Genomic DNA, 23,588 nt, shown 5'->3' on the forward strand with positions numbered 1-23,588 from the left:
GGGGGTGGGCTGCGCCCATTGCTCTGAAAGATGCTGTTGCAGACTCCGCCTCTGCGCCGCGCCAGGGCCTGTTAGCGTGCCCGAGCGGCCGGCGAGCACCGCCGCGCATCCCCATAACAATGACAAAAGGGCTACCTGATGTTTTCACGGATCACGCTGCTGAGCGTCAATCTGGTTCAGCGCTTGCTGCCTTCTCCCTTCGTATTCGCCATGCTGCTGACCCTGGTGGTGCTGGCGCTTGGCATCTTCGCCACCGGCCAGAGCCTGCCGCAGATGGCCCAGCACTGGGGCGGCGGTTTCTGGAATCTTTTGACCTTCACCATGCAGATGGCGCTGGTACTGGTCACCGGTCATGCCCTGGCCAATGCGCCACCGGTGGCCCGGCTGCTGGATCGCCTGGCGCGCATTCCCGGCACCCCAGGGCAGGCGATCGTGTTCGTCACTCTGGTAGCGATGGCCGCATCCTGGGTCAACTGGGGCTTCGGCCTGGTGGTCGGCGCCGTGTTCGCGCGAGCGCTGGCGCGGCAGGTGCAGGGCGTGCATTACCCATTATTGGTGGCGGCAGCCTATTCGGGCTTTCTGGTGTGGCATGGCGGCCTGTCGGGCTCGGTGCCGTTGTCCCTGGCCACCGGTGGTGCGGATCTGGAACGTATCAGCGGCGGCGTACTGACCGCTGCCATTGGCGTCGAGCATACGCTGTTCACCACACTCAATCTGACCATCATCGCCTTGCTGGTAATCGGCGCGCCGCTGCTCAACCGGGCGATGATGCCGCGAACGCCCACGGTGGCCGCGCCCGAGCTGCTGATGGATCCGCCAGCGCCGGCCATTCCTCGCGACACCGGCGCCCAACGCCTGGACGACAGCCGCATGCTCGGCCTGCTGATCGTCGCCCTGGCGGCCATCTATTTCGTCTACCACTTCGCCAGCAACGGCTTCGGGCTGACCCTGAACCTGGTGATCGGCATGTTCCTGTTCGCCGGCTTGTTGCTGCATGGCTCGCCGGAGCGCTACGGGCGGGCGGTTCAGGACAGCGTCGGTGGTATCAGCGGGATCATCATCCAGTTCCCGTTCTACGCCGGGATCATGGGCATGATGGTCGGTGCCAACGCCGAGGGGCAGACGCTCGGCAAGCTGATCAGCGACCTGTTCATCGATTGGTCGTCGGCCGAGACCTTTCCCCTGCTGACCTTCCTCAGTGCCGGGCTCTTGAACATGTTCATCCCGTCGGGCGGCGGCCAGTGGGCAGTGCAGGGGCCGATCATGCTACCGGCCGGTGAGGTGCTTGGCGTGGCACCGGAGATCACCGCCATGGCGATCGCCTGGGGCGACGCCTGGACCAACATGATTCAGCCCTTCTGGGCGCTGCCGCTGCTTGCCATTGCCGGCCTGGGCGCTCGGGACATCATGGGCTATTGCCTGATCATGCTGCTGTATTCAGGCGTGGTGATTGGCGGGGCGTTCTACTTTCTGGTGTGAGCGAGGCGTGCTGCCGGCGGACGCCGGCAACACCGAAGTCACTGCGCCGCAGGCTGTCGCTTCTTGATCGCAGCGATCAGGCGTTCGGCCAGCGCCGGGTAGTCTTCGTCGTAGTGGTGGCCGCCCGGCAACTCGAGCTTCTCGCCGACGCTCTGCTGCTGGGTGCAGCCGCTTTCCGGCGCTTCTTCGCTGCCGTAGACGCACAGCACTTTCGAGGCGGGCAGCTTGATCAGCTCCGGGCCGGTGGCGGCTTCGTCGCCGTCCTTGCCCAGCCAGCCTTCGACCTGGATCTCGAAGGCGCCGCTGCGCGCCAAGGCCAGCAGAAACACGCCATCGATCTGCTTCTTGTCACTCTCGGGCAGGCGGTTGTAGAGCGCCGGCATCACGTCGGCGCCGAACGAATAGCCGATCAGCACGAAACGCTTGGCGTGCCACTTCTCGCGGTACTGGCGCATCATCTCGGAAAGGTCGCTGGCGGCCTGGTCCGGGCTCTTGCGCTGCCAGAAGTAACGCAGGGTATCGACGCCGACCACCGGGTAGCCGCGCTCGGCCATCTGCTCGGCTACGGCCTTGTCCAGGTCACGCCAGCCACCGTCGCCGGAGTAGAACAGGCTCACCGTATCGCCAGGCGGCGTTGACGGCACCTCGACCACCGGCAGGTCGTCGCTGGCGCCTTGCAGCAGGCGACGCACCTGGGCGATCAGCAGCGCCTTGGGCGCGGTGTCGTAGTCGCCGATCAGGGTTTCGGCCTTGGCCTGCTCGCGCACGAAACGCGCGGTGGCGTCATCCGGGTTGTCGTTCCAGGCGGCCAGCCAGTGGCCGTGAGGGCTACTGGTCGGCGGCGGGGTGGCGCAATCGGGCTTCTCCAAGGAGAAGCCAACGGACAGCGCCTGGGCCTTGTCGTCGTTCTGGCTGGCGAGCCAGCGCCAGGCGAGCATGGCGGTGTTCTCGCTGCCGGCGACCAGGTTCAGTTTGCCGTCCAGTTGTTTGGCGGCTTCCTGCAGGGTCTTGCCTTGCGCCTCGCAGCCTTGGCCGATGGCTGAATACTGGCCGATCAGCGCGTGGTTGGATTGGGCCAGCTCCAGCAGTTCGGCTTCGTCGAGCAGTTGATCGTTCGGCAGCACCAGCAGCACGCGGCGTTGTACCTTGCCGCCTGGTGTAGCGACCTGCAGGTCGGCGCCGGAGGCCAGCGTGTGATGCGCCAGGCTGGCGGCGGCTGGCGGGCGCAGCCACAGGTAGAGGCCGCCGGCGATCAGCGCCAGCAGCAGGGCGAGGAGGGGAAGTACTCGTTTGGCAGTTCGGGTCATCAGCGTTTCACCAGTCCGGTAAAGCCGCCGGCGATCAGCGCGGCGGTGTCGGTCAGTGCCACCAGCGGGTCGAGCCCGGCCGGTACGGCCATGTAGCGCGGTTCCCAGTCAGGCTGGAATTTGTCCTTGAAGCGGCGCAGGCCCTGGAAGTTGTAGAACGCCTCGCCGCGCTTGAACACCAGTGCACCGACGCGCTGGGTCAGCGGCGCGCCGCGGCGTGGCTGCAGTCCGGAGAGCGGCACCATGCCGAGGCTGAAGCGGGCGAAGCCGGCGGCCTTGAAGTGCAGGATCAGGCCGAGCATGAGGAACTCCATGGTCAGCTTCGGCGCATCGGGCAGCACGCGCATCAGGTCCAGGGTGGCCAGGTCGCGGCTGTCGGTTTCCAGCAGGTTGGCGAAGGCCACGGCGCGGCCTTCGACCCGGGCGATGACGATACGGAAGCGGTTCAGGTAAGCCGGATCGAAGCGGCCCAGGGAGAAGCCCTTCTCACGCATCTGCTTGCCGCCCAACCAGGCGTCGGAGATGGTGCGCAGCTCGTCGAACGGTGCCTGGCCGGGTTCGTGGAACTCCAGCACCAGGCCGTCGCGCTGGCTGCGGTTCCAGGTGTAGCGCAGATCCTTCATGGCCTTGCCAGTGCTTTCCAGCTCGAAGCGGTTCAGATCAACACGCGCTTCTTCGCCGAGCTTGATGGCGGTCAGGCCGATGTCCATGTACAGCGGCAGGTTCTCGGCGCGTACCTGGTAGAACACCGGACGCGTGTGGTGACGGTCGCACAGGTCGCGGAACTGCCACACCAGCTCGGCACGGCGTTGCGGGGTGCCGATGGGGTCGAACAGCGCGACCATGCTGCGGGCGCGGCGCGAGTACATCAGAAAGGCATCGCCTTCTGGGTGCACCAGCAGGGCCTTGTCGCCGGTCAGGGCGAGGCCGCCATCGGCCTGGTCGGAGGCCTTGATGATCGCGGCCGCGCGGTCCAGCTCCTCGCTGGTCGGCAGGGTGATGGCCGGCGGCGCGGCGCGCAGCAGCCAGGCCAGGAACACCACGCCAAGTACCAGCACGCAGCCCAGGGCGGCGCGCAGGCCGCGCGGCGCATCGGCGTTCACCGCGAACTGCCACCACAGCTGGTTCTCGTAAGGCACGTCCTGATAGGCGAAGAACAGCAGCCAGATCGAGGCGCCGAGCACGCAGGCGCTGGCCGCCAGGTGCCAGGGCGAAAGGGGCAGCTCCATCAACCGGCTAGGGCGATAGAAATAGGGGCGAAACAGCGCCAGCAGGCCGGCGGTGATGCTCAGCAGCAGCGCCTCTTCCCAGTCGAAGCCCTTGAGCAGCGACAGGATGGCGCCAGTGATCAGCAGGATCAGGGTCATCGCCCAGGCAGCCGACAGACGACGGCGTAGGCCCTGGGCGAGCAGCAGGCAGAGCAGGCCGATCAGGCTGGCACCGAAGTGCGAGGCGTCGATCAGCCGATGCGGGATCAGGAAGTCGAGGATTTCCAGGCGCTCGTCCAGGCTCGGCGTGGCGCCCGAGAACAGCAGCACCATGCCGGAGATGAACACCAGCAGCGCAAGGATCGGCGCGGCCAGACCGCTGGCGGCGCGGATCGCCTGGCGGGCGCTGATCAGCCGACGCAGTTCCAGGCCCAGCAGCAGCAGGCAGGCGACCAGCAGCGGCAGCACGATATAGATGAGGCGATACAGCAGCAGCGCGGCGGCCAGTGGCGCAGCGCCCAGCTCATTGGCGAAGGCAGCCAGCAGCACAGCCTCGAATACGCCGACGCCGCCCGGCACGTGACTGAGTACGCCGGCAGCCAGGGCGATCAGATAAACCAGCAGGAAGGTGGTGAAGGGCGGCGCTTCGGGCAGCAGCAGATACAGCACGCCGGCAGCAGCGCTGACGTCGACCAGGGTGATCAGGATCTGCAGCAGCGTCAGGCGTGCGCCCGGCATGCGCAGCAGGTGGCGGCTGACCCGCACCATCACGCAATCGGCGTTCGGGCGCTCTTGCATACGCGCGCGGTGCAGTTTCAGCAGCAGGCCGGCGCCAAGTGCCAGCAGCACCAGGCTGATGACGATCAACACCGGTTGCGGCAGGCGCAGTGCGGCGGAAGCGTCGGCTGGGTCGGCCAGTGCCGCAATAGCGGCGAGAATCGGCAGCGCGCAGCCCAGGGACAGGCTGGCGAACACCGTCATACGGGCGATTTCCACGCCGCCGATGCCATGCCGGGCATACAGCCGGTAGCGGATCGAACCGCCGGAGAGCATCGACAGGCCCACGGCGTTGCCGATGGCAAAGGCGCAGAAACCGCCGGTGGCCAGGGTTCGCCCGGGCAGGCTGACGCCGGCATAACGGCTGGCCGACCACTCGTAGCCGAGCAGGGCGATGAAACCGACGATGGTCAGGCCGACAGCGCCGAGCAGGTTCAGCTTGGGCACGGCCAGGATGGATTCGTGCAGGGCGCTGGGGTCCAGCTCGTTGAGCAGGTGCCGGCAGGCGAGCAGGGCGATGACGAACAGGGCCAGGGCGACACTCAGCCCCAGCGGCTGTCGGTATCGATCCAGGCGCTGACGCCAGAGCAGAAGTTGAGATTTGGGCAGAGAAGGTGGAGCAGTAGCGTCGGAGCTGGCGCGCATCGGATACCTCTTGGGCAGTGCGGCTCAGATTGAAGGGCGGAATCCAAGTTCCGTTTTGTATCAGGCAATGTATGAGCTTGAGCGAAGCGCTTCAAGGTGTCTATGGCAGGCCCTTGGAAAGATTAGCCCATCAGCGCATGGCTTGAAGCGCGGCTGATTTTTAGACGCCCATAAAACAAAAGCCCCGACAGCAAACTGTCAGGGCTTTCGTTTCGAAGGTGGTTGCGGGAGCCGGATTTGAACCGACGACCTTCGGGTTATGAGCCCGACGAGCTACCAGACTGCTCCATCCCGCGGCGGCCATTATAGGGGTGGAGAGAATGCTGTCAACCGACTTTTGCGTTTTCAATCAATCGGTTAAATCGGTGGGGCGGAAAAACAAAAAGGCCACTCGATTGAGTGGCCTTTTTGAGTATCTGGTTGCGGGAGCCGGATTTGAACCGACGACCTTCGGGTTATGAGCCCGACGAGCTACCAGACTGCTCCATCCCGCGGCGGCCATTCTATACAGGATGAGGTTGCTGTCAATCGATTTCTGCTTTTTAATCAATTAGTTAAATCGAAGACGCAGAAAAACAGAAAGGCCACTCGATTGAGTGGCCTTTCTGGGTATCTGGTTGCGGGAGCCGGATTTGAACCGACGACCTTCGGGTTATGAGCCCGACGAGCTACCAGACTGCTCCATCCCGCGGTCGCCATTCTATTCATCTGGGACCTGCTGTCAACGCATATCGAGAAAAAATCGTTTTGCCGTCAATTGGTTAGCGATGCGAATCGCACATTTTGAAGCGCCCGAGGCCCTGCCATACGGGCGTCTCGGGCGGTTTTATGGCGTTTTCGTGACGGTGCCTGATGACGATGAACGGCAAGCCTCGGGCTGGAAGGCTGTTCTTATATACAGTAAGGTGCGTTTCCCTCTCTCTCATCGGCGCCTTTGGCCCGCTTTCTCAGGTTTATGGCGCAGCGAAAGATCATCCATATCGATTGCGATGCCTTCTATGCCTCGGTCGAAATGCGCGACAACCCGGCGCTGGCCGACAAGCCGATGGCGGTGGGCGGCTCGGCGGATCGGCGCGGAGTTATCGCTACCTGCAATTACGAGGCGCGAGCCTACGGGGTGCGCTCGGCCATGGCCTCGGGGCATGCGTTGAAGCTGTGCCCGGATCTGCTGATCGTCAAACCGCGTTTCGATGTGTACCGCGCGGTGTCCCGGGAAATTCACGCGATCTTTCGCGACTACACCGACCAGATCGAGCCGCTGTCCCTGGACGAAGCCTTTCTCGATGTCTCCAATTGCGAGCATTTCGGCGGCAGCGCCACGCGAATCGCCCAGGACATCCGCCGGCGCGTGTCCAGCGACCTGCATATCACCGTGTCCGCCGGGGTGGCGCCGAACAAGTTTCTGGCCAAGATCGCCAGCGACTGGCGCAAGCCCAACGGCATTTTCGTGATCACGCCGGATCAGGTGGACGATTTTGTGGCCGAGCTGCCGGTAAACAAGCTGCACGGCGTCGGCAAGGTCACCGCGGACAAGCTGACCCGCCTGGGCATACGCACCTGCCGCGACCTGCGTGAGCGGAACAAGCTGCGCCTGGTGCGCGAGTTCGGCAGTTTCGGCGAGCGGCTGTGGAGCCTCGCCCATGGCATCGACGAGCGGGTGGTGCAGACCGACAGCCGCCGCCAGTCGATGAGCGTGGAAAACACTTACGATCAGGATCTGCCGGACCTCGACGCCTGCCTGGCGCAGCTGCCGGCCTTGCTGGAAGAGCTGGAGCGGCGCATGACCCGCCTGGACGGCAGCTACCGAGTCGGTAAGCCGTTCGTCAAAGTGAAGTTCCACGACTTCACCCAGACCACTTTGGAGCAGGCCGGCGCGGCGCGGGATCTGGAAAGCTACCGCGTGCTGCTGGCCAACGCCCATGCGCGTGGCAACCGCCCGGTGCGTCTGTTGGGCGTGGGCGTGCGTTTGCAGGATATGCGCGGCAAGCACGAACAGCTGGATCTGTTCACGACGCTGCCGCAATAGATGAAGGGATAACCAGGCGGGCGGGGCGGCTCACCTGGTTATCGAGCGGTTTACTTTTCCGGCCACAGGCGGATTGGTTTGCCGCTGGCAGGCCACAGGCGCAGCTGGTCGATGGGCGAGATGTCCCAGCGCTCGATAGTAGTCAGGCTCTGCAGAAAGCGGTTTTCCTGTTCCATCAGCGCCGGGGCGCACATCTTGCGGGTGCTACCGGCGTCGCTGAAGCTCAGCTTGTCGCCGTCCCGGGTATAGCTGGCGAACCAGTGGTTGCAGCCGGCGTTGCCGTAAGCACGACCGTCTTCGCCGAGGATGATGGTCAGGTGACTGTTGTCGATCAGCGGCCGTTCGCCGATCCATTCCACGCTGTAAGTGCGCTCGGTTTCCAGTTGCACCGGTTTGCCGGCGCAGCCAGCCAGGGCTGCGGCGAGCAGACCCAGGGCGAGAAGCGGTTTCATCAGGCCTCCTTGTTAACGCATGCAGGGCACAGGTGTTTGTCCTGCTGTTTGCGCCAGCCCAGCTCGGCCAGGCGGGCATCGGCGGCGGGTGCCTGGGCCTTCTTGCCCAGCGCGCTGTCGACCGCGAATTCGAAGTCCAGCTGCTTGCCGCAGCTGTCGCAGGTGACCTGCCAGTTGAAGATCGACAGTTCGGTGAAGGCCGGCCCGTGGGCGACGGCGACCCACTGGCCGGGCGGGTTTATCAGGTGGCGGACCTTGTCGACCTGCAGGCGCATGCTCAGGTCACGGCTGCCCTTGAGGCTGACGACCAGGGTGTCGTTGCCCTTGATCGAACCGCCGTTGCCGGTGACCTGGTAGCGGCCGGGAGCCAGGGCGCGGCACTCGATGAGGGTGTGTTCGGGGTTGAGCAGGTTGTAGCGAAAATCGTGTTCGGCCATGGGTCCTCCGGGTGAGGCGCGCATTCTAGCAGGCCGCGACAGCGGAGGGCGGACGGTGACGCTCGGGGTTGCCCAGCGTCGCGTTGAGGTAGTTAAACCTGTTCAGAATCTTTAATTATAGGTTCGTCGATTTTGCCGGCTGAGTGGCGGAAGCGGTCGTTCACCCCGTAGGGTGGATGGCGCTTTTTTCATCCACCGTTGCGATTGCAGAGCGGTGGACGGGTGAAACGTCGTCCACCCTACGAACTGACAAGCCGTAGCGGACGCGGAGCGTCCATAGATGCATTCCCACGCGGAGCGTGAGGAACGATCAATTGAATGTCCGCTTCTGCCTTGCAGCAGCCTTTTTGATGTCGCCAAAAAATCGTGAACAGGTTCTTAGGTGGCGGGAAACAGTTCGCGCAGGGCCGCGCGGTAGAAATCGAAGGCACCGACCGCGCCGCTGACGGCTTCTTCGCGCTGGCTTTCGCTCAGCGCCAGGCCGTCGAGCAGGGCCACGAACTGGCGCCAATGCAGGCCGCGACCTTCGGGGTGGGCCGTCAGGTGGCGGGCGCCCTTATCGGCGTTCAGGCCGAGCTGCTGGGTTTCCTTGAACAGAAAGGCGGCACCCAGGTTGGAGCCCTCGCTGCAATACAGCCAGCCCAGGGCGACATGGACGCTGGCGGGCGCCGCGGCTGTTGGCGGTGGCGGAAGGTGCAGGCCCAGATCGCTGATGTCGGCGCACACGGCGTCGAAGCGCGGCAGTTCGCTCAAACCCGGCAGCAGGCGATTTAGCGTGATGTCGTCGTACAGTGCGCTGATCGCCCCGTGAAAGCGATGCTGCACGAGAAGAAAGCAGCCGTAGCGCACCAGACTTTCGAACGGACGCGCCTGCATGACCAGGGTGTCGACCGTGTCGTGGTTGCGGCGAGTACCGGCCTTCAGCTGTTTGCTCAGCGGCAGTTGCTCGGCGGTGTGCGCAACGGCGATCAGGGTTGCAGGCTCAGCTGGCGTCATCTTTCGCCTCCTGTTGCAGGCGCTCGATGGCCTGTTCCAGTTCGTCCAGGCCGCTGCCGCGGATCGGTTGATCCTGCTTGAGCTGGGTTTCGCTGTACTGGCAGGCGGCGCGCAATTGCGGCACGCCGCAGTAGCGGGTAGCACCATGGAGGCGGTGGATGCGTTCGATCAGCGCATTGCGGTCGCCATCGGCGCGCGCCTGGTGGATAGCTGCCAGGTCGCCCGGCAGCCCGTCCAGCAGCATCTTGAGCATGTCGGCGGCCAAGTCCGCCTTGCCGGCGGCCAGGCGCAGGCCTTCTTCCTTGTCGAGTACGGCCGTGGCCGGTGCGCTGAGGGCCTCGGTTTGCGGCTCCTGTACCTCGCCGGCCAGCGTCAGGCCGGTCCACTTGAGTACTACCTGGGCCAGCTGGCGCTCGCTGATCGGTTTGGTGAGGTAGTCGTCCATGCCGCTTTGCAGCAGGGTGCGCTTCTCATTGGCCAGAGCGTGAGCGGTGAGGGCGACGATGGGCATCGGCGTGCGGCCATTGTCGTGCTCCCACTGGCGAATCGCCTCTGTAGTCTGGCGGCCGTCCATGCCGGGCATCTGCACGTCCATGAATACCAGATCGAAGTCCTGCTCCTGCGTGATCACCAGGGCATCGAAGCCGCTGCTGGCGACCGTTACCTTGGCGCCCATGTCGTCGAGCAAGGTCTGCACCAGCAACAGGTTGGCGGCGTTGTCATCGACACAGAGGATCGCCGGCGAGCGGCCCAGGTTGTGGCGTGTGGCCTGGCGTGGCTGACGTGGCGCCACCAGGTCGATCAGGGCGCGCTGCAGACGGCGGGTGCAGGCCGGCTTGGCCTGCAACTGACTATGCCAGTCCGGCACATGGTCCTGATAAAGCGCCTGCTCGGTGGTGGGGCAGAGCACCACACTTTTGCAGCCCAACTCCTCCAGATCCCAGACTCGTTTGCCCAGGGCGGCCGGCGCCAGGTCATCGCTGGTGATGCCGAGCACGGCGCAACTGAATGCCTGGGCTGAGCCGGCCGCCTGCGCGACGGCTGTACAGAGGCTATCTATGTCGGTGAATTCGCTGACCTGCAGGCCGCAATCTTCCAACTGGTGCTTCAGCGCCTGACGGGCCAGCTCGCGGCCTTCAAGCATCGCCACACGGCGCCCGGCCAGGGCGCGGGGCTGCTCGTCGGCCTCGCTGCGCGCCTTGGGCAGGTTGAGGCTGATCCAGAACTCCGAACCTTCGCCCGGCGTGCTGTCGACGCCGATTTCGCCGCCCATCTGCTCGATCAGGCGCTTGGAAATCACCAGGCCCAGGCCGGTGCCGCCGGCCTGGCGGGTCATCGAATTGTCGGCCTGACTGAACGCCTGGAACAGCGCGCGCAGGTCTTCATCGGCCAAGCCGATGCCGGTGTCGCGCACGCTGATGCGCAGCTGCGCGCTGTCAGCGGTTTCCTCTTCGAGCATGGCGCGAATGACGATGCTGCCTTCGCGGGTGAACTTGATGGCGTTGCTGACCAGGTTGGTCAGTACCTGCTTGAGGCGCAGCGGGTCGCCCGACAGCCACAGCGGCGTATCGCGATAGACCAGCGAGAGCAGTTCGAGCTTCTTCTCGTGTGCGGTCGGCGCGAGGATGGTCAGGGTGTCCTGCAACAGGTCGCGCAGGTTGAAGGGGATGTTTTCCAGCACCAGCTTGCCAGCCTCGATCTTCGAGAAGTCGAGCACTTCGTTGATGATGCTCAGCAGGCTGCCGGCCGATTGTTCGATGGTGCTCAGGTAATCCTGCTGACGCGGGCTGAGTTCGCTTTTCTGCAGCAGGTTGGTGAAACCGAGGATGCCATTGAGCGGCGTGCGGATCTCGTGGCTCATGTTGGCCAGGAACTCGGACTTGATGCGGCTCGCTTCCAGGGCTTCCTTGCGGGCGAAGTCCAGCTCGATGTTCTGCACCTCCATGTTTTCCATGTTCTGGCGCAGATCCTCGGTGACCTGATCGATGCTGTGCTGCATTTCTTCCTGGGCAGCCTGTAGGGACTCGGCCATGCGGTTGATGCCCGAGGCGAGTTCGTCCAGTTCGTGGCTACCCAGCGGCGGTAGACGGGTTTCCAGTTGACCGTCCTTGAGCAGGGCGACGCCCTGTTTGATGCGCAGCAGCGGGTCGTTGATGCTGCGACTCATGCGCAGCGCCAACAGGCCGGTGATGATCAGTCCGGTGACCACCAGCAGCAGGCTGGTGAGCAGGCTGCGGTAGCCGCTGATCAGGGTGTTGTGGTGGGACAGCTCCAGTTCCACCCAGCCGATGGGTTCGGCTTCGGTCTGGCTGCGTTCCTCACTACTGAGTGTCAGGTGCTGAGCCATCACCGGCATCAGAAAACGCGTCGCGTCCTGGCTGCTGTGCTCGGCGATATCCACGGTGTCGCTGTCGATCACCGGGCGCGCATTGACCATGCTCGGGCCGGCGTGGGCCAGGCGCTCGCTTTGTGTGGTCAGGAAGGTCACGGCGCGCACGTCCTGCTGTTCCAGAGCCTGGTTGGCGATGCGCTGCAGCAGCGCCTGGTCGCCATGTAGCAGGGCCGGGGCAGCCAGGGGGGCCAGTTGTTCGGCGATCATGTGGCCGCGTTGCAGCAGTTGTGCCTGCAGCCCGGAAAGCTGCATCCAGATGAAATAGCCGCCCAGGACCAGTGCCAGCAGGCTGGTGGGCAGCAGGGTAAGCATCAGTACCCGGCCCTTGATGCCGATATCCTTGAACACGCAATGCCCCCTTTTGACTATGCCAGGCAGTGTAGCGATTCCGGCGGGGTGACGCTTGCCCGTCGTAAGGCGGGTTACGGGTGCTGGGGCAATCGGTAGAATCGCGCGCATTCGCTTTGCAGAGCCACTTCGCCATGATGCCTTCATCCAGCAGCGTCACCCGTATTCTCGCCGTCGAAGATGACCCGGCCCTGGCCTCGCATCTGCAGGCGCACCTGCATGGCCATGGCTTCGAGGTGACCCTCAGCCATGACGGTGACGAGGGCTTACGCCTGGCTCAGGAAGAGGATTTCGATCTGATCCTCATGGACATCCTGCTGCCCGGCAGCAATGGCCTGGACGTGCTGCAGCGTCTGCGCAAGCAGCGCCACGTACCGGTCATCCTGATGTCCGCCCTGGGCGCCGAGCAGGATCGCATCGCCGGTTTCAGCCGCGGTGCCGACGATTATCTGCCCAAGCCGTTCAGCCTCGGCGAGTTGAGCGTGCGGATCGAAGCCATCCTGCGTCGGGTCGCCTATGAGCGCCGTGGCCAGCCGCCGCTGCAAGGTGGTGCGCTGCGCTTCGACGAGCAGCGCTGCGACGTGTGTCACGAAGGCAAATGGGCGGGGCTCACCTCGACTGAGTACCGCCTGTTGGAAACCTTTTCCCGCCACGCCGATGAGGTGCTCAGCAAGGCCTTCCTTTATCAGCACGTGCTGCACCGTGGCTATTCCCAGCATGACCGTAGCCTCGACATGCACGTCAGCAACGTGCGGCGCAAGCTCAAGGGCATCGGCTACGCCGCTACGCATCTGGAGTCGGTGTGGGGCAAGGGCTACGTGCTGACGGCTCGGGACGCCTGAGGTGCCGGGCCGGCATTCGCTGTTCTGGAAACTGATCGTCGGCCTGGCGCTGTTCTGTCTGATCACCGTCAGCATGCACCTAGATCTGGAGGAGCGTGCCTACGATGCCCTGTCCACCCTGTCGCCGAGCACCCGCAGCGAGCTCACCCGGGTTGCCCAGAACGCTGAAAAGGCCTGGCGTAGCCGCGGGCGCATCGGCCTGGACGAGTTTCTCAATGACTTCTACCAGCGCGAAGACGTCTGGGTGGTGGCGGTGGATGCTCAGCATCGCTCGCTGTCGTCCTGCCCGCTCAGCGAGGAGGAAGCGCAGCGCCTGAATTTCATGCGTCGGCTCGACCAGAAGGTCGGTCGCCCTGGAGGCCAGCCGGTTTTCTACATACCGTTCAGCAGTGACGATGGCTATCTGGTGATGGAGTTGCCACCGCGCCTGGACCCACGCAACGACCAGCCGCTATGGGACTTCTTCCTGCACAAGGTGCTGCCGTCGTGCCTGGCCGCATTGTTGGCCACGCTGCTGTATCGCTGGCTGATCGGGCCCCTGGTGATCCTGCGGCGCCAGGCCAACAATCTCAGTGCCGGTGACCTGAGTGCCCGAGTTGGGCCGGCGGTGACCAGCCGCAGGGACGAGTTGGGCGAACTGGGCAGCGCTTTCGACCATATGGCCGAGCGCCTGCAGGGCGCCGTGGTTTACCAGCGCCGCCTGCTGCGCGACCTGTCCCATGAGTTGCGTACGCCGCTGAGCCGCCTGCGCGTGGCGAGTGAGGGCGAGCGCGACCCGCTGGTGCTGCGCCAGCGTCTCGACCGTGAAATCACCATCATGCAGAACCTGGTGGAGAACTCCCTGGAGCTGGCCTGGCTGGATTCCGAGCGTCCGCAGTTCGCCCGCGAGGCGATCCGCCTGCAGCAGTTGTGGGACATGCTGGTCGAGGACGCCTGTTTCGAAGCCGGCTGGTCGAGTGAGCGCCTGCTGTTCGAGCTTGACGAAGACTGCACGGTGTACGCCAACCTGACCAGCCTGGCTCAGGCCCTGGAAAACCTGTTGCGCAATGCCATCCGTCATTCCCCGCCGCAAGGGCGCGTACGCCTCAATGGAGCGCCTGAAGGTGACTGCTGGCACCTGTGCCTGAGCGACGAGGGCTCGGGTATCGACGAGCGCCATCTGGAAACCATCTTCGAGCCCTTCGCGCGGCTCGACAGTGCGCGTCCCGGTGACGGCGGTTTTGGCTTGGGGCTGAGCATCGCGCGCAGCGCTATTGCTTTGCAGGGAGGCCGCTTGTGGGCCGAGAGTCCGCCTGGCAGCGGGCTGCAGATGCACCTATTGCTGCCCTGTGCCGATGGGCAAGCGGGCGGTACCTAGTCAGACCTTGCATTAGATGAATCGGTTATCAGCTTAGATCGGCTGGTTCGTACATGTTGCCTCATGGGCTGAAAGCGCCGTCCGTTGCGGGTTCGCGCTGCTCAGAGGCTTGTGTGGAGATTCACTGCCGGGAGTAGGGGTTGCGCCGATTTGCCGGTATCATGGCCGCCCTCTGCAGCCGTCTGGACCCGATCGACGCCATGACCCAGCAATACCCCACGATCGCCGAATGCGTCGGCAACACCCCTCTGGTTCGCCTGCAACGCCTGCCCGGCGAGACCAGCAACACCCTGCTGGTCAAACTCGAAGGCAACAACCCGGCCGGCTCGGTGAAGGATCGCCCGGCACTGTCGATGATCACCCGCGCCGAGCTGCGCGGTGATATCCAGCCCGGCGACACGCTGATCGAGGCCACCTCGGGCAACACCGGCATCGCCCTGGCCATGGCGGCGGCGATCAAGGGTTACCAGATGATCCTGATCATGCCGGACAACTCCAGCGCCGAGCGCAAGGCGGCGATGACCGCCTATGGCGCCGAGCTGATTCTGGTTAGCAAGGAGGAGGGCATGGAAGGCGCCCGCGACCTGGCGCTGGCCATGCAGGCCGAAGGCCGCGGCAAGGTGCTCGATCAGTTCGCCAACGGCGACAATCCGATGGCCCACTACACCGGCACCGGCCCGGAAATCTGGCGCCAGACCGGCGGGCAGATCACCCATTTCATCAGCTCCATGGGCACCACCGGCACCATCATGGGTGTGTCGCGCTACCTCAAGGAGCAGAACCCGGCCGTGCAGATCGTCGGTCTGCAGCCGATGGAAGGCTCGGCGATTCCGGGTATCCGTCGCTGGCCCCAGGAATACCTGCCGAAGATCTTCGAATCCGAGCGCGTCGACCGCATCGTCGACATGGCCCAGGCCGAAGCGGAAGACGTGATGCGCCGCATGGCCCGTGAAGAAGGCATCTTCTGCGGCGTGTCGTCCGGCGGCTCGGTGGCGGCCATGCTGCGCTTGTCCCGTGAGCTGGAAAACGCCGTGCTGGTAGCCATCATCTGCGACCGCGGTGACCGCTACCTGTCCACTGGCGTTTACGACGCCGCGGCGCGCTGATGGCCCGCAAGAACGGCGGCCTGCGCTTCCAGCCCAGCGGTGGCACCCGTGCCGCCCAGGTACCTGTCGGCAAGAAGCAGCGCCTGAGCGTCGAGCGCCTGGCCAATGATGGCCGTGGCATTGCCTTTATCGACGGGCGTACCTGGTTCGTCAGTGGCGCGCTGCCGGGCGAAGAGGTCGAGGCCCGGGTGCTGGATGCGCGCAGCAAGGTGATCGACGCACGCACCGAACGGGTGTTCCAGGCCAGCCCGGAGCGGCGCGCCGAGCCCTGCGTGCATGCGCGCATTTGTGGCGGCTGCAGCATTCAACATATCTCCCATCGCGATCAGCTGGCGCTCAAGCAGCGCCAGCTCGGCGAACAACTCGAGCGCCTTGGCGGCCAGCAGCCCGAGGTCTGGGCCGAGCCGCTGACTGGCCCGGAGTTCGCTTACCGCCGCCGCGCCCGCATCGCGGTGCGCTGGGATGCTCGCAACAAGCGCCTGGATGTGGGCTTCCGCGCCGCGGCCAGCCAGGACATCGTCGCCATCAGCGAGTGCCCTGTGCTGGTCGAGCCGCTGCAACCGGTCCTGCGCGCACTGCCGGCGCTGCTCGGTGGCTTGCAGGCGCCGCGTGCCATTGGTCATGTGGAACTGTTTCAGGGCACCGCCATTGCCATGCTGGTGCGCCACACCCAGCCCTTGAGCGAAGTGGACACGGCCCGCCTGCAGGCATTCTGTTCGGTGCACGAGGCGCAATTGTGGCTGCAGGGCGAGGGTGAACCGGAGCCGGCAGGCGCCAGCCAGTCGCTGGGCTATCGGCTGGACGCGTGGAACCTGGAGCTGGCCTACCGACCGGGCGATTTCGTGCAGGTCAACGCGGCCGTCAACGCCGCCATGGTGGCCCAGGCCTTGCAATGGCTGGCGCCGCAACAAGACGAGCGAGTGCTGGATCTGTTCTGCGGCCTGGGCAACTTCGCCCTACCGCTGGCCCTGCAGGCGCGTGAAGTGGTGGCCGTGGAAGGCGTGCAGGCAATGGTCGAGCGAGCGGTGCAAAACGCCCGCAGCAATGGCCTTGGCAATGCGCACTTTTACCAGACCGACCTGTCCAACTCGCTGGCCGACGCCAGCTGGGCGGCAGGTGGTTTCGATGCCATCGTGCTCGATCCGCCACGTGACGGCGCGCTGCAGGTAGTACGGCAGATGGCAAGCCTGGGCGCCAAGCGGCTGGTCTATGTTTCTTGTAACCCGACGACGCTGGCGCGTGACAGTGGCGAATTGTTGCAGCAAGGCTACCGGTTGAAAAAAGCCGGTATTCTGGACATGTTTCCGCAGACGGCCCATGTGGAAGCGATGGCGCTGTTCGAGCGCTCATAACAAGTGTGGTGGCGCACAGGATTTGCGCCGATTGGTCAACCGACCGGCTCGCAGAAGCCCGGCGACATTCAGCGGGGCGTGCCCCGTGATAGGGAAGGTAATAGATGGTTCAGGTTAGAGCGCACCAGCCCATCAACGATGATGGCAGTATAAATCTCGAGGCCTGGTTGGAGCATGTCACGAGTGTCGACCCGGCCCTCGACCGTGACGCGTTGCGCGCCGCCTGTGAATTTGCCCGGGCGGCCGAGCAACAGGCCAATGCGGCGCAAAACCTGTGGACCGAAGGCTACTCCAGCTTCGGTGCCGGGTTGGAAATTGCCGAAATTCTCGCCGACCTCAAGCTCGATCAGGATTCTCTGGTCGCCGCCGTCATCTACCGTGGCGTGCGCGAAGGCAAGATTCCCCTGGCTGAGGTGCGTCAGCGCTTCGGCCCGGTGGTGGCCAAATTGATCGAAGGCGTGCTGCGTATGGCGGCCATCAGCGCCAGCCTCAACCCACGCGGCGAATCCACGGTGCTGGGTTCCCAGGCCCAGGTCGACAACCTGCGCAAGATGCTGGTGGCGATGGTCGACGACGTGCGCGTCGCACTTATCAAGCTGGCCGAACGCACCTGCGCGATCCGCGCTGTCAAGGACACCGATGAGGAGCGCCGTCAGCGCGTGGCCCGCGAGGTCTTCGATATCTATGCGCCACTGGCCCACCGCCTGGGCATCGGCCATATCAAGTGGGAGCTGGAGGATCTGTCCTTCCGTTACCTGGAGCCCGAGCAGTACAAGCAGATCGCCAACCTGTTGCACGAGCGCCGTCTGGACCGCGAGCACTACATCAACGAAGTGATGGAGCAGCTGCGCGAGGAACTCGAAGCCACCGGCATCAAGGCCGATATCAGCGGCCGGGCGAAACATATCTATTCGATCTGGCGCAAGATGCAGCGCAAGGGCCTGCAGTTCAGCCAGATCTACGACGTGCGCGCGGTGCGCGTGCTGGTGCCGGCGGTGCGCGACTGCTACACCGCCCTGGGTATCGTGCACACCCTGTGGCGGCACATTCCCAAGGAATTCGACGACTACATCGCCAACCCGAAGGAGAACGGCTACCGCTCCCTGCACACGGCGGTACTCGGCCCTGAGGGCAAGGTACTGGAAGTGCAGATCCGCACCTCCAACATGCACGAGGAAGCGGAGCTGGGCGTTTGCGCCCACTGGCGCTACAAGGGCACTGACGTCAAATCCGGCTCCAACCATTACGAAGAGAAGATTTCCTGGCTGCGCCAGGTGCTCGAATGGCACGAGGAGCTGGGCGATATCGGTGGTCTGGCCGAGCAGCTGCGCGTCGATATCGAGCCCGACCGGGTCTACGTGTTCACCCCGGACGGTCACGCCATCGACCTGCCCAAGGGCGCCACGCCTTTGGACTTCGCCTACCGCGTACACACCGAGATCGGCCATAACTGCCGCGGCGCCAAGATCAACGGGCGTATCGTACCGCTCAACTACAGCCTGCAGACCGGCGAGCAGGTGGAGATCATCACCAGCAAGCAGGGTACGCCGAGCCGTGACTGGCTGAATTCCAACCTGGGCTACGTGACCACCTCGCGGGCGCGGGCGAAGATCGTCCACTGGTTCAAGCTGCAGGACCGCGACCAGAACGTCGCTGCCGGCAAGGCCATGCTCGAGCGCGAGCTGGCCCGTGTCGCGCTGCCGCCGGTGGACTTCGAGAAGCTCGCTGAAAAAGCCAACCTGCGCACCGCCGAGGATCTGTTCGCGTCCCTGGGCGCGGGGGATCTGCGCCTGGCGCAGTTGGTCAACCTGGCGCAGCAACTGGTCGAGCCGGAGCGCGGCAACGAGCAGCTCGAGCTGATTCCGCGCAAGGCCCAGGGATTCAAGCCGGGCAAGCGTGGCGATATCCAGATTCAGGGCGTCGGCAACCTGATGACCCAGATGGCCGGCTGCTGCCAGCCGCTGCCGGGCGACCCCATCGTCGGTTACATCACCCTGGGCCGCGGCGTCAGTATTCACCGCCAGGATTGTGCGGCGGTGCTGCAGCTCGGCGCCCGCGAGCCGGAGCGGATCATTCAGGTCAGCTGGGGCCCGGTGCCGGTGCAGACCTACCCGGTGGACATCATCATCCGCGCCTACGACCGTTCCGGCCTGCTGCGTGACGTCACTCAGACGCTGCTCAACGAGAAGCTCAACGTGCTGGCGGTCAATACCCGCTCGAACAAGGAAGACAACACGGCGTCGATGTCGCTGACCGTGGAAATTCCGGGGCTGGACGCGTTGGGCAGGCTGCTGGGCCGCCTGTCGCAACTGCCCAATATCATCGAGGCGCGCCGCCACCGCGCGCCCTGAGTCGTAAACGGGCGCGAGGTGACGAACCTCGTGCCTGCATTCACTGGACCCTTTATGTACCAACTCCCTGACCTGCTCAACCTGATGGCGCGCCTGCGCGACCCGCAGCATGGCTGCCCATGGGATCTGAAACAGTCCTACGCCAGCATCGTGCCCCACACCCTCGAGGAAGCGTACGAAGTGGCCGATGCCATCGAGCGCAGCGCCTTCGACGAACTGCCGGGCGAGCTTGGCGACCTGCTCTTTCAGGTCGTGTACTACAGCCAGCTGGCAGAGGAGGAGGGGCGCTTCGATTTTGCCGCGGTGGTCGATGGCATCACCCGCAAGCTGGTGCGCCGCCACCCCCACGTATTTCCCGATGGCGATCTGTATGGTCCGCTCGATCAGCCGCGCCTCGGCGAAGCCGAGGTCAAGCAGCGCTGGGAAGCGATCAAGGCCGAGGAGCGTGCAGAGCGGGCTCAAGCGCCTGAGCAGCTTTCATTGCTCGATGACGTGCCGAACGTGCTGCCGGCCCTGAGCCGTGCCAAGAAGCTGCAGAGCCGCGCGGCCCGCGTCGGCTTCGACTGGCCGGATGCCTTGCCGGTACTCGACAAGGTGCGCGAAGAGCTCGATGAAGTGCTCGAAGCAATCAGCGAGAACGACCCAGAGGCCATCGTCGAGGAGATCGGTGATCTGCTGTTCAGCGCCACCAATCTGGCGCGACACCTGAAAGTCGATCCCGAAGCCGCATTACGGGCGGCCAATGGCAAGTTCGAGCGGCGTTTTCGCTTTATCGAGCAGGCATTGCGCGAAGCCGGGCGTCCCATCGAGAATTGCAGCCTGGATGAGCTCGACGCCCTGTGGGGCAATGCCAAGAAAAGCGAGCGGCAGTCAGGCTGTTGAGCTGACAGCCCCAAGTCAGATGGGCGCGCCCCATCCCGTTAAATTGTCTGGGTATAGGTAGGTTATGGCGATTTCACTACGTGACCAGTTGCTCAAAGCCGGGTTGGTCAACGAGAAGCAGGTCAAGCAGGCCACCAAGCAACAACACAAGCAGCAGCGCATGGTAAAAAAAGGCCAGGCTGAGGAAGACAACAGCAGCCAGCTCGCGGCTCAGCAGGCCAAGGCCGAGAAGGCCGCGCGCGATCAGGAGCTCAACCGGCAGCAGCAGGAGAAGGCCGAGCAGAAAGCCCGCGCTGCGCAGATCAAACAACTGATCGAGGCCTCGCGCCTGCCCAAGCTGACTACCGAGGATTACTACAACTTCGTCGACGACAAGAAGGTCAAGCGCCTGCCGGTCAACGCGATGATGCGCGACAAGCTCAGCCGCGGCTCGCTGGCCATCGTGCGCCACGGCGGCGGTTACGAAGTGATTCCGCGCGACGCTGCATTGCGAATTCAGGAACGTGACCCACAGCGTGTGCTGCTGCTCAATACGCCGACCGAGGCGCCGGATGAAGATGATCCGTACGCGGCGTATCAGGTGCCTGACGACATGATGTGGTAAACGCCAGCCATGAAAAAGCCCGCACAATGCGGGCTTTTTCATGAGGATTCCGATTTTATTCCGAATGGGCTGCCTCATGGTCGTGGGCTTGTAGCTCCGCCTGATACGCGACCGCTTCCTCTTCGGACGGGAAGATGCCGACCAACTGATCGTTCTGATACACGTCCCAGACCCGCAGGCCCTCGGCCTGGGCTTCGTGGGACATATGGTGTTCGTCACGTTCGGTTACTACGAGTACGCTCATTTTATTTCTCCAGTATTTCCGGACAAATGCTGCGCAAGGCGGTTGCGCTCGTGCTTAGCCTGCTAAGCAACGACATGATTTGTGACTGTAGCAATTGGTTACAAGTTCCGTGGCCGCTTCGTTTGTGTCCCATTTTTATTGGCCGTTGAAAAAAAGTAGGCATAAAAAAACCGGGGCATGCCCCGGTTTCTCTATTGTGTGGCGTCCAGATCAGTCGCGGCGACCTTCCACGGTCTTGCCATCGACGGTGCCCGACTTGAGCATGATCTGGTATTCCTTGCCGTCCTTCTCGACCTGATGCAGGCGCACCAGCAAATAATCCCAGTCCTTGGCGAACCACAGGATGGTCTTGCGGCTGCTTTGCGTCGGGTCGCGCACCCGCTCGACCTTGATGGCGTCGATCAGGCCGGCGGCGGTACGCACTACTTCCTCGCCAAGTACGCGGAAATCGTAGGTTTCGATCTCGTCACCGTCGACCACCTGGTAGCTCATGCTTTTTTCGCCAGCGGCCACGTCATGCTGTAGGGCCAACTGGTAGGTCGACTTGTCCTGCATGCCGCGGTTGAGCGGGAAGCGCACCGGGTTGCCGCGGTCGCTGCCGATTACCTGCTTCTGGGTCCAGTCGAAATCGAACTCGACGTCCTTGCTCTTGCCCAAGCCGCTGCGCTCGAACTTGTAGTTGTGCGGCAGGAAGGTGTCGCCATCGACCGAGAAGGTGCTCTGCTCGGTCAGGCCGGCGACCAGCATGGAGGCCTTGAACACCAGCTGCCAACGCCCGTCGTCGAGCTTCTGCAGGCTGCGTTCCGCGGAGCCGCTGACCGGAACCTGTTTCCAGTCGGCGGTGTAGCTGGCGGAGAAGGGCTTCGGCTCTGCGGCGAGGGCAGGCAGGCTGAACAACGCCAGGGCAAGCATTAAGGCGCGGCGCATGGAGTCTCCTTGCTGTTGATGGGGTAACCGGTGGCCGGCAGAGTAACACCGTCTAGCTGGGGGCCGGCCTCCGTGAGGTGCAAACGCTCCTCGGCGAACCAGCGTATGGCTAGCGGGTAGATCCGGTGTTCCTGGGCGTGAACCCGTTGCGCCAGGCTGGCGGCCGTGTCTTGCGAATGTACCGGGATCACTGCCTGTACGACCAGAGGGCCACCATCGAGTTCCTCGGTCACGAAGTGCACGCTGCAGCCATGCTCGGTATCGCCGGCTTCCAGCGCACGCTGATGAGTGTGCAGGCCTTTGTGGCGTGGCAGCAGTGAGGGGTGAATGTTCAGCAGGCGACCATGGTAGTGGCGCACGAAGGCAGGGGTGAGAATGCGCATGAAACCGGCGAGCACGACCAGTTGCGGGTCGAAGCCGTCGATGGCCTCCATCAGGGCGGCGTCGAAGGCGTCGCGGCCCTGATAATCGCTGTGCTCTAGTACCCGGGTGGTGATGCCGGCGGCCTGCGCGCGTTGCAGGCCATAGGCGTCGCTGCGGTTGGCGATCACCGCGGCGATGCGCACCGGGTTCTCGCCGTCAGCGGTGCTGTCGATCAGTGCCTGAAGATTGCTGCCGGTGCCCGACAGCAGCACCACCACGTTACAGGGTCGCGGCATCAGTGGCTTTTCAGGTTGTTCAGCACGACACGCTCGGCGCCTTCGGCTGCGGCGGCGATCTGGCCGATGACCCACGGCTGCTCACCGGCGCTGCGCAGGGTGGCAAGGGCTGTGTCGACCTGATCCTGAGCGACGCAGATGACCATGCCCACGCCGCAGTTCAGCACGCGGTGCATCTCGTGCTCGTCGACGTTGCCTTTTTCCTGCAGGAAGTCGAATACCGCCGGGCGCTGCCAGCTGGCCACGTCGATCACTGCCTGGGCGTTGTCCGGCAGTACACGCGGGATGTTGTCCAGCAGGCCACCACCGGTGATGTGAGCCATGGCCTTGACCGCGCCGGTCTTCTTGATCAGCTCCAGCAGCGGCTTGACGTAGATGCGAGTCGGCGCCATCAGCAGGTCGGCGAGGGGCTTGCCGTCGAGCTGGGTGTTTTCGATATCGGTGCCGGAGACTTCAAGGATCTTGCGGATCAGCGAGTAGCCGTTGGAGTGCGGGCCGGAGGAGGGCAGCGCGATCAGTGCATCGCCGGTAGCGACCTTGGAACCGTCGATGATCTCGGCCTTCTCGACCACGCCCACGCAGAAACCGGCCAGGTCGTAGTCTTCGCCTTCATACATGCCCGGCATCTCGGCGGTTTCACCACCGACCAGGGAGCAGCCGGCCAGTTCGCAGCCGGCGCCGATGCCGGTGACCACGGTGGCGGCCACGTCAACGTTGAGTTTGCCGGTGGCGTAGTAGTCGAGGAAGAACAGCGGCTCGGCGCCACAGACCACCAGATCGTTGACGCACATGGCGACCAGGTCCTGGCCGATGCTGTCGTGCTTGTTCAGGTTTAGGGCCAGGCGCAGCTTGGTGCCGACACCGTCGGTGCCGCTGACCAGCACCGGTTGCTTGTAGCCGGCCGGGATCTCGCACAGGGCGCCGAAGCCACCCAGGCCACCCATGACTTCAGGACGGGCGGTGCGCTTGGCTACGCCCTTGATGCGTTCGACCAGGGCTTCGCCTGCGTCGATGTCCACACCTGCGTCCTTGTAGCTGATGGAGGGTTGCTTGCTCATAGATCCAGGCCTTTGGAAGGGGAAAGTCGGAATAGCGTCGGCCCCTTGGGGCCGTTCTGCGAAGGCGCGCGATTTTATCAGGCTTGCCCGGCAGCGGCCAGCCACCGTGCCGAGTATGGGTCGCCAGGCGGCGTGAAAC

19 protein-coding genes and 3 tRNA genes are annotated in these 23,588 nt (G+C 64.2%); 9 read left to right on the forward strand and 13 right to left on the reverse strand.

From position 1 onward, the window contains the following. Positions 1 to 138: 138 nt before the first annotated feature. The gene (locus BM279_RS08060; protein WP_093502659.1) at positions 139 to 1,479 is read left to right on the forward strand and encodes a short-chain fatty acid transporter; all 1,341 of its coding nucleotides are present in this window, start codon (positions 139 to 141) and stop codon (positions 1,477 to 1,479) included. 38 nt (positions 1,480 to 1,517) lie between these two features. Here BM279_RS08060 and BM279_RS08065 read toward each other — a convergent pair whose 3' ends face one another. From BM279_RS08065 to BM279_RS08085, 5 genes are all read right to left on the reverse strand, one after another. Continuing rightward, positions 1,518 to 2,786 (reverse strand): virulence factor family protein, encoded by a 1,269-nt coding sequence (locus tag BM279_RS08065; protein WP_093502661.1) that lies wholly within the window; start codon positions 2,784 to 2,786, stop codon positions 1,518 to 1,520. Continuing rightward, positions 2,786 to 5,416: a bifunctional lysylphosphatidylglycerol flippase/synthetase MprF gene (gene mprF, locus BM279_RS08070; RefSeq protein ID WP_093502663.1), complete on the reverse strand. Its 2,631-nt coding sequence runs from the start codon at positions 5,414 to 5,416 to the stop codon at positions 2,786 to 2,788. Before mprF ends, BM279_RS08065 begins: the two co-directional genes overlap by 1 nt. A gap of 219 nt (positions 5,417 to 5,635) precedes the next feature. After that, a tRNA-Met gene (locus BM279_RS08075) sits at positions 5,636 to 5,712 on the reverse strand. A gap of 121 nt (positions 5,713 to 5,833) precedes the next feature. Beyond that, positions 5,834 to 5,910 (reverse strand) — tRNA-Met (locus BM279_RS08080). A 120-nt stretch (positions 5,911 to 6,030) separates the two neighbouring features. Beyond that, positions 6,031 to 6,107 (reverse strand) — tRNA-Met (locus BM279_RS08085). A gap of 264 nt (positions 6,108 to 6,371) precedes the next feature. Here BM279_RS08085 and dinB point away from each other — a divergent pair. Then, positions 6,372 to 7,442, forward strand: a complete 1,071-nt coding sequence (gene dinB / locus BM279_RS08090; RefSeq protein WP_093502665.1) for a DNA polymerase IV — start codon at positions 6,372 to 6,374, stop codon at positions 7,440 to 7,442. A gap of 50 nt (positions 7,443 to 7,492) precedes the next feature. On the opposite strand, the gene BM279_RS08095 is transcribed toward dinB, so the two are convergent. From BM279_RS08095 to BM279_RS08110, 4 genes are all read right to left on the reverse strand, one after another. After that, positions 7,493 to 7,894 (reverse strand): META domain-containing protein, encoded by a 402-nt coding sequence (locus tag BM279_RS08095; protein ID WP_093502667.1) that lies wholly within the window; start codon positions 7,892 to 7,894, stop codon positions 7,493 to 7,495. Next, complete coding sequence (locus BM279_RS08100) at positions 7,894 to 8,331, reverse strand: hypothetical protein (protein ID WP_093502669.1); 438 nt, start codon at positions 8,329 to 8,331, stop codon at positions 7,894 to 7,896. Before BM279_RS08100 ends, BM279_RS08095 begins: the two co-directional genes overlap by 1 nt. A 378-nt stretch (positions 8,332 to 8,709) precedes the next feature. Further along, positions 8,710 to 9,327, reverse strand: a complete 618-nt coding sequence (locus tag BM279_RS08105; protein WP_244154142.1) for a biliverdin-producing heme oxygenase — start codon at positions 9,325 to 9,327, stop codon at positions 8,710 to 8,712. Further along, entirely contained in the window at positions 9,314 to 12,067 is a 2,754-nt protein-coding gene (locus BM279_RS08110) for an ATP-binding protein (RefSeq protein ID WP_093502671.1), read from the reverse strand. Before BM279_RS08110 ends, BM279_RS08105 begins: the two co-directional genes overlap by 14 nt. A gap of 134 nt (positions 12,068 to 12,201) precedes the next feature. Here BM279_RS08110 and BM279_RS08115 point away from each other — a divergent pair, with 134 nt between their 5' ends. The 7 genes from BM279_RS08115 to BM279_RS08145 all read left to right on the forward strand — a co-directional run bounded on the left by BM279_RS08115 (position 12,202) and on the right by BM279_RS08145 (position 20,561). Further along, positions 12,202 to 12,909: a response regulator transcription factor gene (locus BM279_RS08115; RefSeq protein WP_093503504.1), complete on the forward strand. Its 708-nt coding sequence runs from the start codon at positions 12,202 to 12,204 to the stop codon at positions 12,907 to 12,909. Between the two features lies 1 nt (position 12,910). Next, a complete protein-coding gene (locus tag BM279_RS08120; RefSeq protein WP_093502673.1) occupies positions 12,911 to 14,266 on the forward strand; it encodes a sensor histidine kinase in 1,356 nt (451 codons plus the stop codon). A gap of 200 nt (positions 14,267 to 14,466) precedes the next feature. Then, positions 14,467 to 15,372 carry a cysteine synthase CysM gene (gene cysM, locus BM279_RS08125; protein ID WP_093503506.1) on the forward strand — a complete coding sequence of 302 codons (906 nt, stop codon included), beginning with the start codon at positions 14,467 to 14,469 and terminating at the stop codon, positions 15,370 to 15,372. Next, entirely contained in the window at positions 15,372 to 16,724 is a 1,353-nt protein-coding gene (gene rlmD, locus BM279_RS08130; RefSeq protein WP_093502675.1) for a 23S rRNA (uracil(1939)-C(5))-methyltransferase RlmD, read from the forward strand. Before cysM ends, rlmD begins: the two co-directional genes overlap by 1 nt. Before the next feature lie 104 nt (positions 16,725 to 16,828). After that, on the forward strand, positions 16,829 to 19,075 hold the full coding sequence (gene relA / locus BM279_RS08135) for a GTP diphosphokinase (RefSeq protein WP_093502677.1): 2,247 nt from the start codon (positions 16,829 to 16,831) through the stop codon (positions 19,073 to 19,075). 54 nt (positions 19,076 to 19,129) lie between these two features. Next, positions 19,130 to 19,957 carry a nucleoside triphosphate pyrophosphohydrolase gene (mazG, locus tag BM279_RS08140; protein WP_093502679.1) on the forward strand — a complete coding sequence of 276 codons (828 nt, stop codon included), beginning with the start codon at positions 19,130 to 19,132 and terminating at the stop codon, positions 19,955 to 19,957. 64 nt (positions 19,958 to 20,021) lie between these two features. Then, on the forward strand, positions 20,022 to 20,561 hold the full coding sequence (locus tag BM279_RS08145) for a DUF2058 domain-containing protein (protein WP_093502681.1): 540 nt from the start codon (positions 20,022 to 20,024) through the stop codon (positions 20,559 to 20,561). A gap of 55 nt (positions 20,562 to 20,616) precedes the next feature. On the opposite strand, the gene BM279_RS08150 is transcribed toward BM279_RS08145, so the two are convergent. The 4 genes from BM279_RS08150 to purM form a co-directional block, all read right to left on the reverse strand. Further along, positions 20,617 to 20,805, reverse strand: a complete 189-nt coding sequence (locus tag BM279_RS08150; protein ID WP_013790608.1) for a hypothetical protein — start codon at positions 20,803 to 20,805, stop codon at positions 20,617 to 20,619. 210 nt (positions 20,806 to 21,015) lie between these two features. Further along, on the reverse strand, positions 21,016 to 21,732 hold the full coding sequence (locus BM279_RS08155; protein ID WP_093502683.1) for a DUF3108 domain-containing protein: 717 nt from the start codon (positions 21,730 to 21,732) through the stop codon (positions 21,016 to 21,018). After that, entirely contained in the window at positions 21,717 to 22,391 is a 675-nt protein-coding gene (purN, locus tag BM279_RS08160) for a phosphoribosylglycinamide formyltransferase (protein ID WP_093502685.1), read from the reverse strand. Before purN ends, BM279_RS08155 begins: the two co-directional genes overlap by 16 nt. Further along, complete coding sequence (purM, locus tag BM279_RS08165) at positions 22,391 to 23,449, reverse strand: phosphoribosylformylglycinamidine cyclo-ligase (RefSeq protein WP_093502687.1); 1,059 nt, start codon at positions 23,447 to 23,449, stop codon at positions 22,391 to 22,393. Before purM ends, purN begins: the two co-directional genes overlap by 1 nt. Positions 23,450 to 23,588: the final 139 nt, after the last annotated feature.

The organism is Phytopseudomonas straminea, assembly GCF_900112645.1.
GTDB classification, from domain to species: Bacteria; Pseudomonadota; Gammaproteobacteria; order Pseudomonadales; family Pseudomonadaceae; genus Aquipseudomonas; species Aquipseudomonas straminea.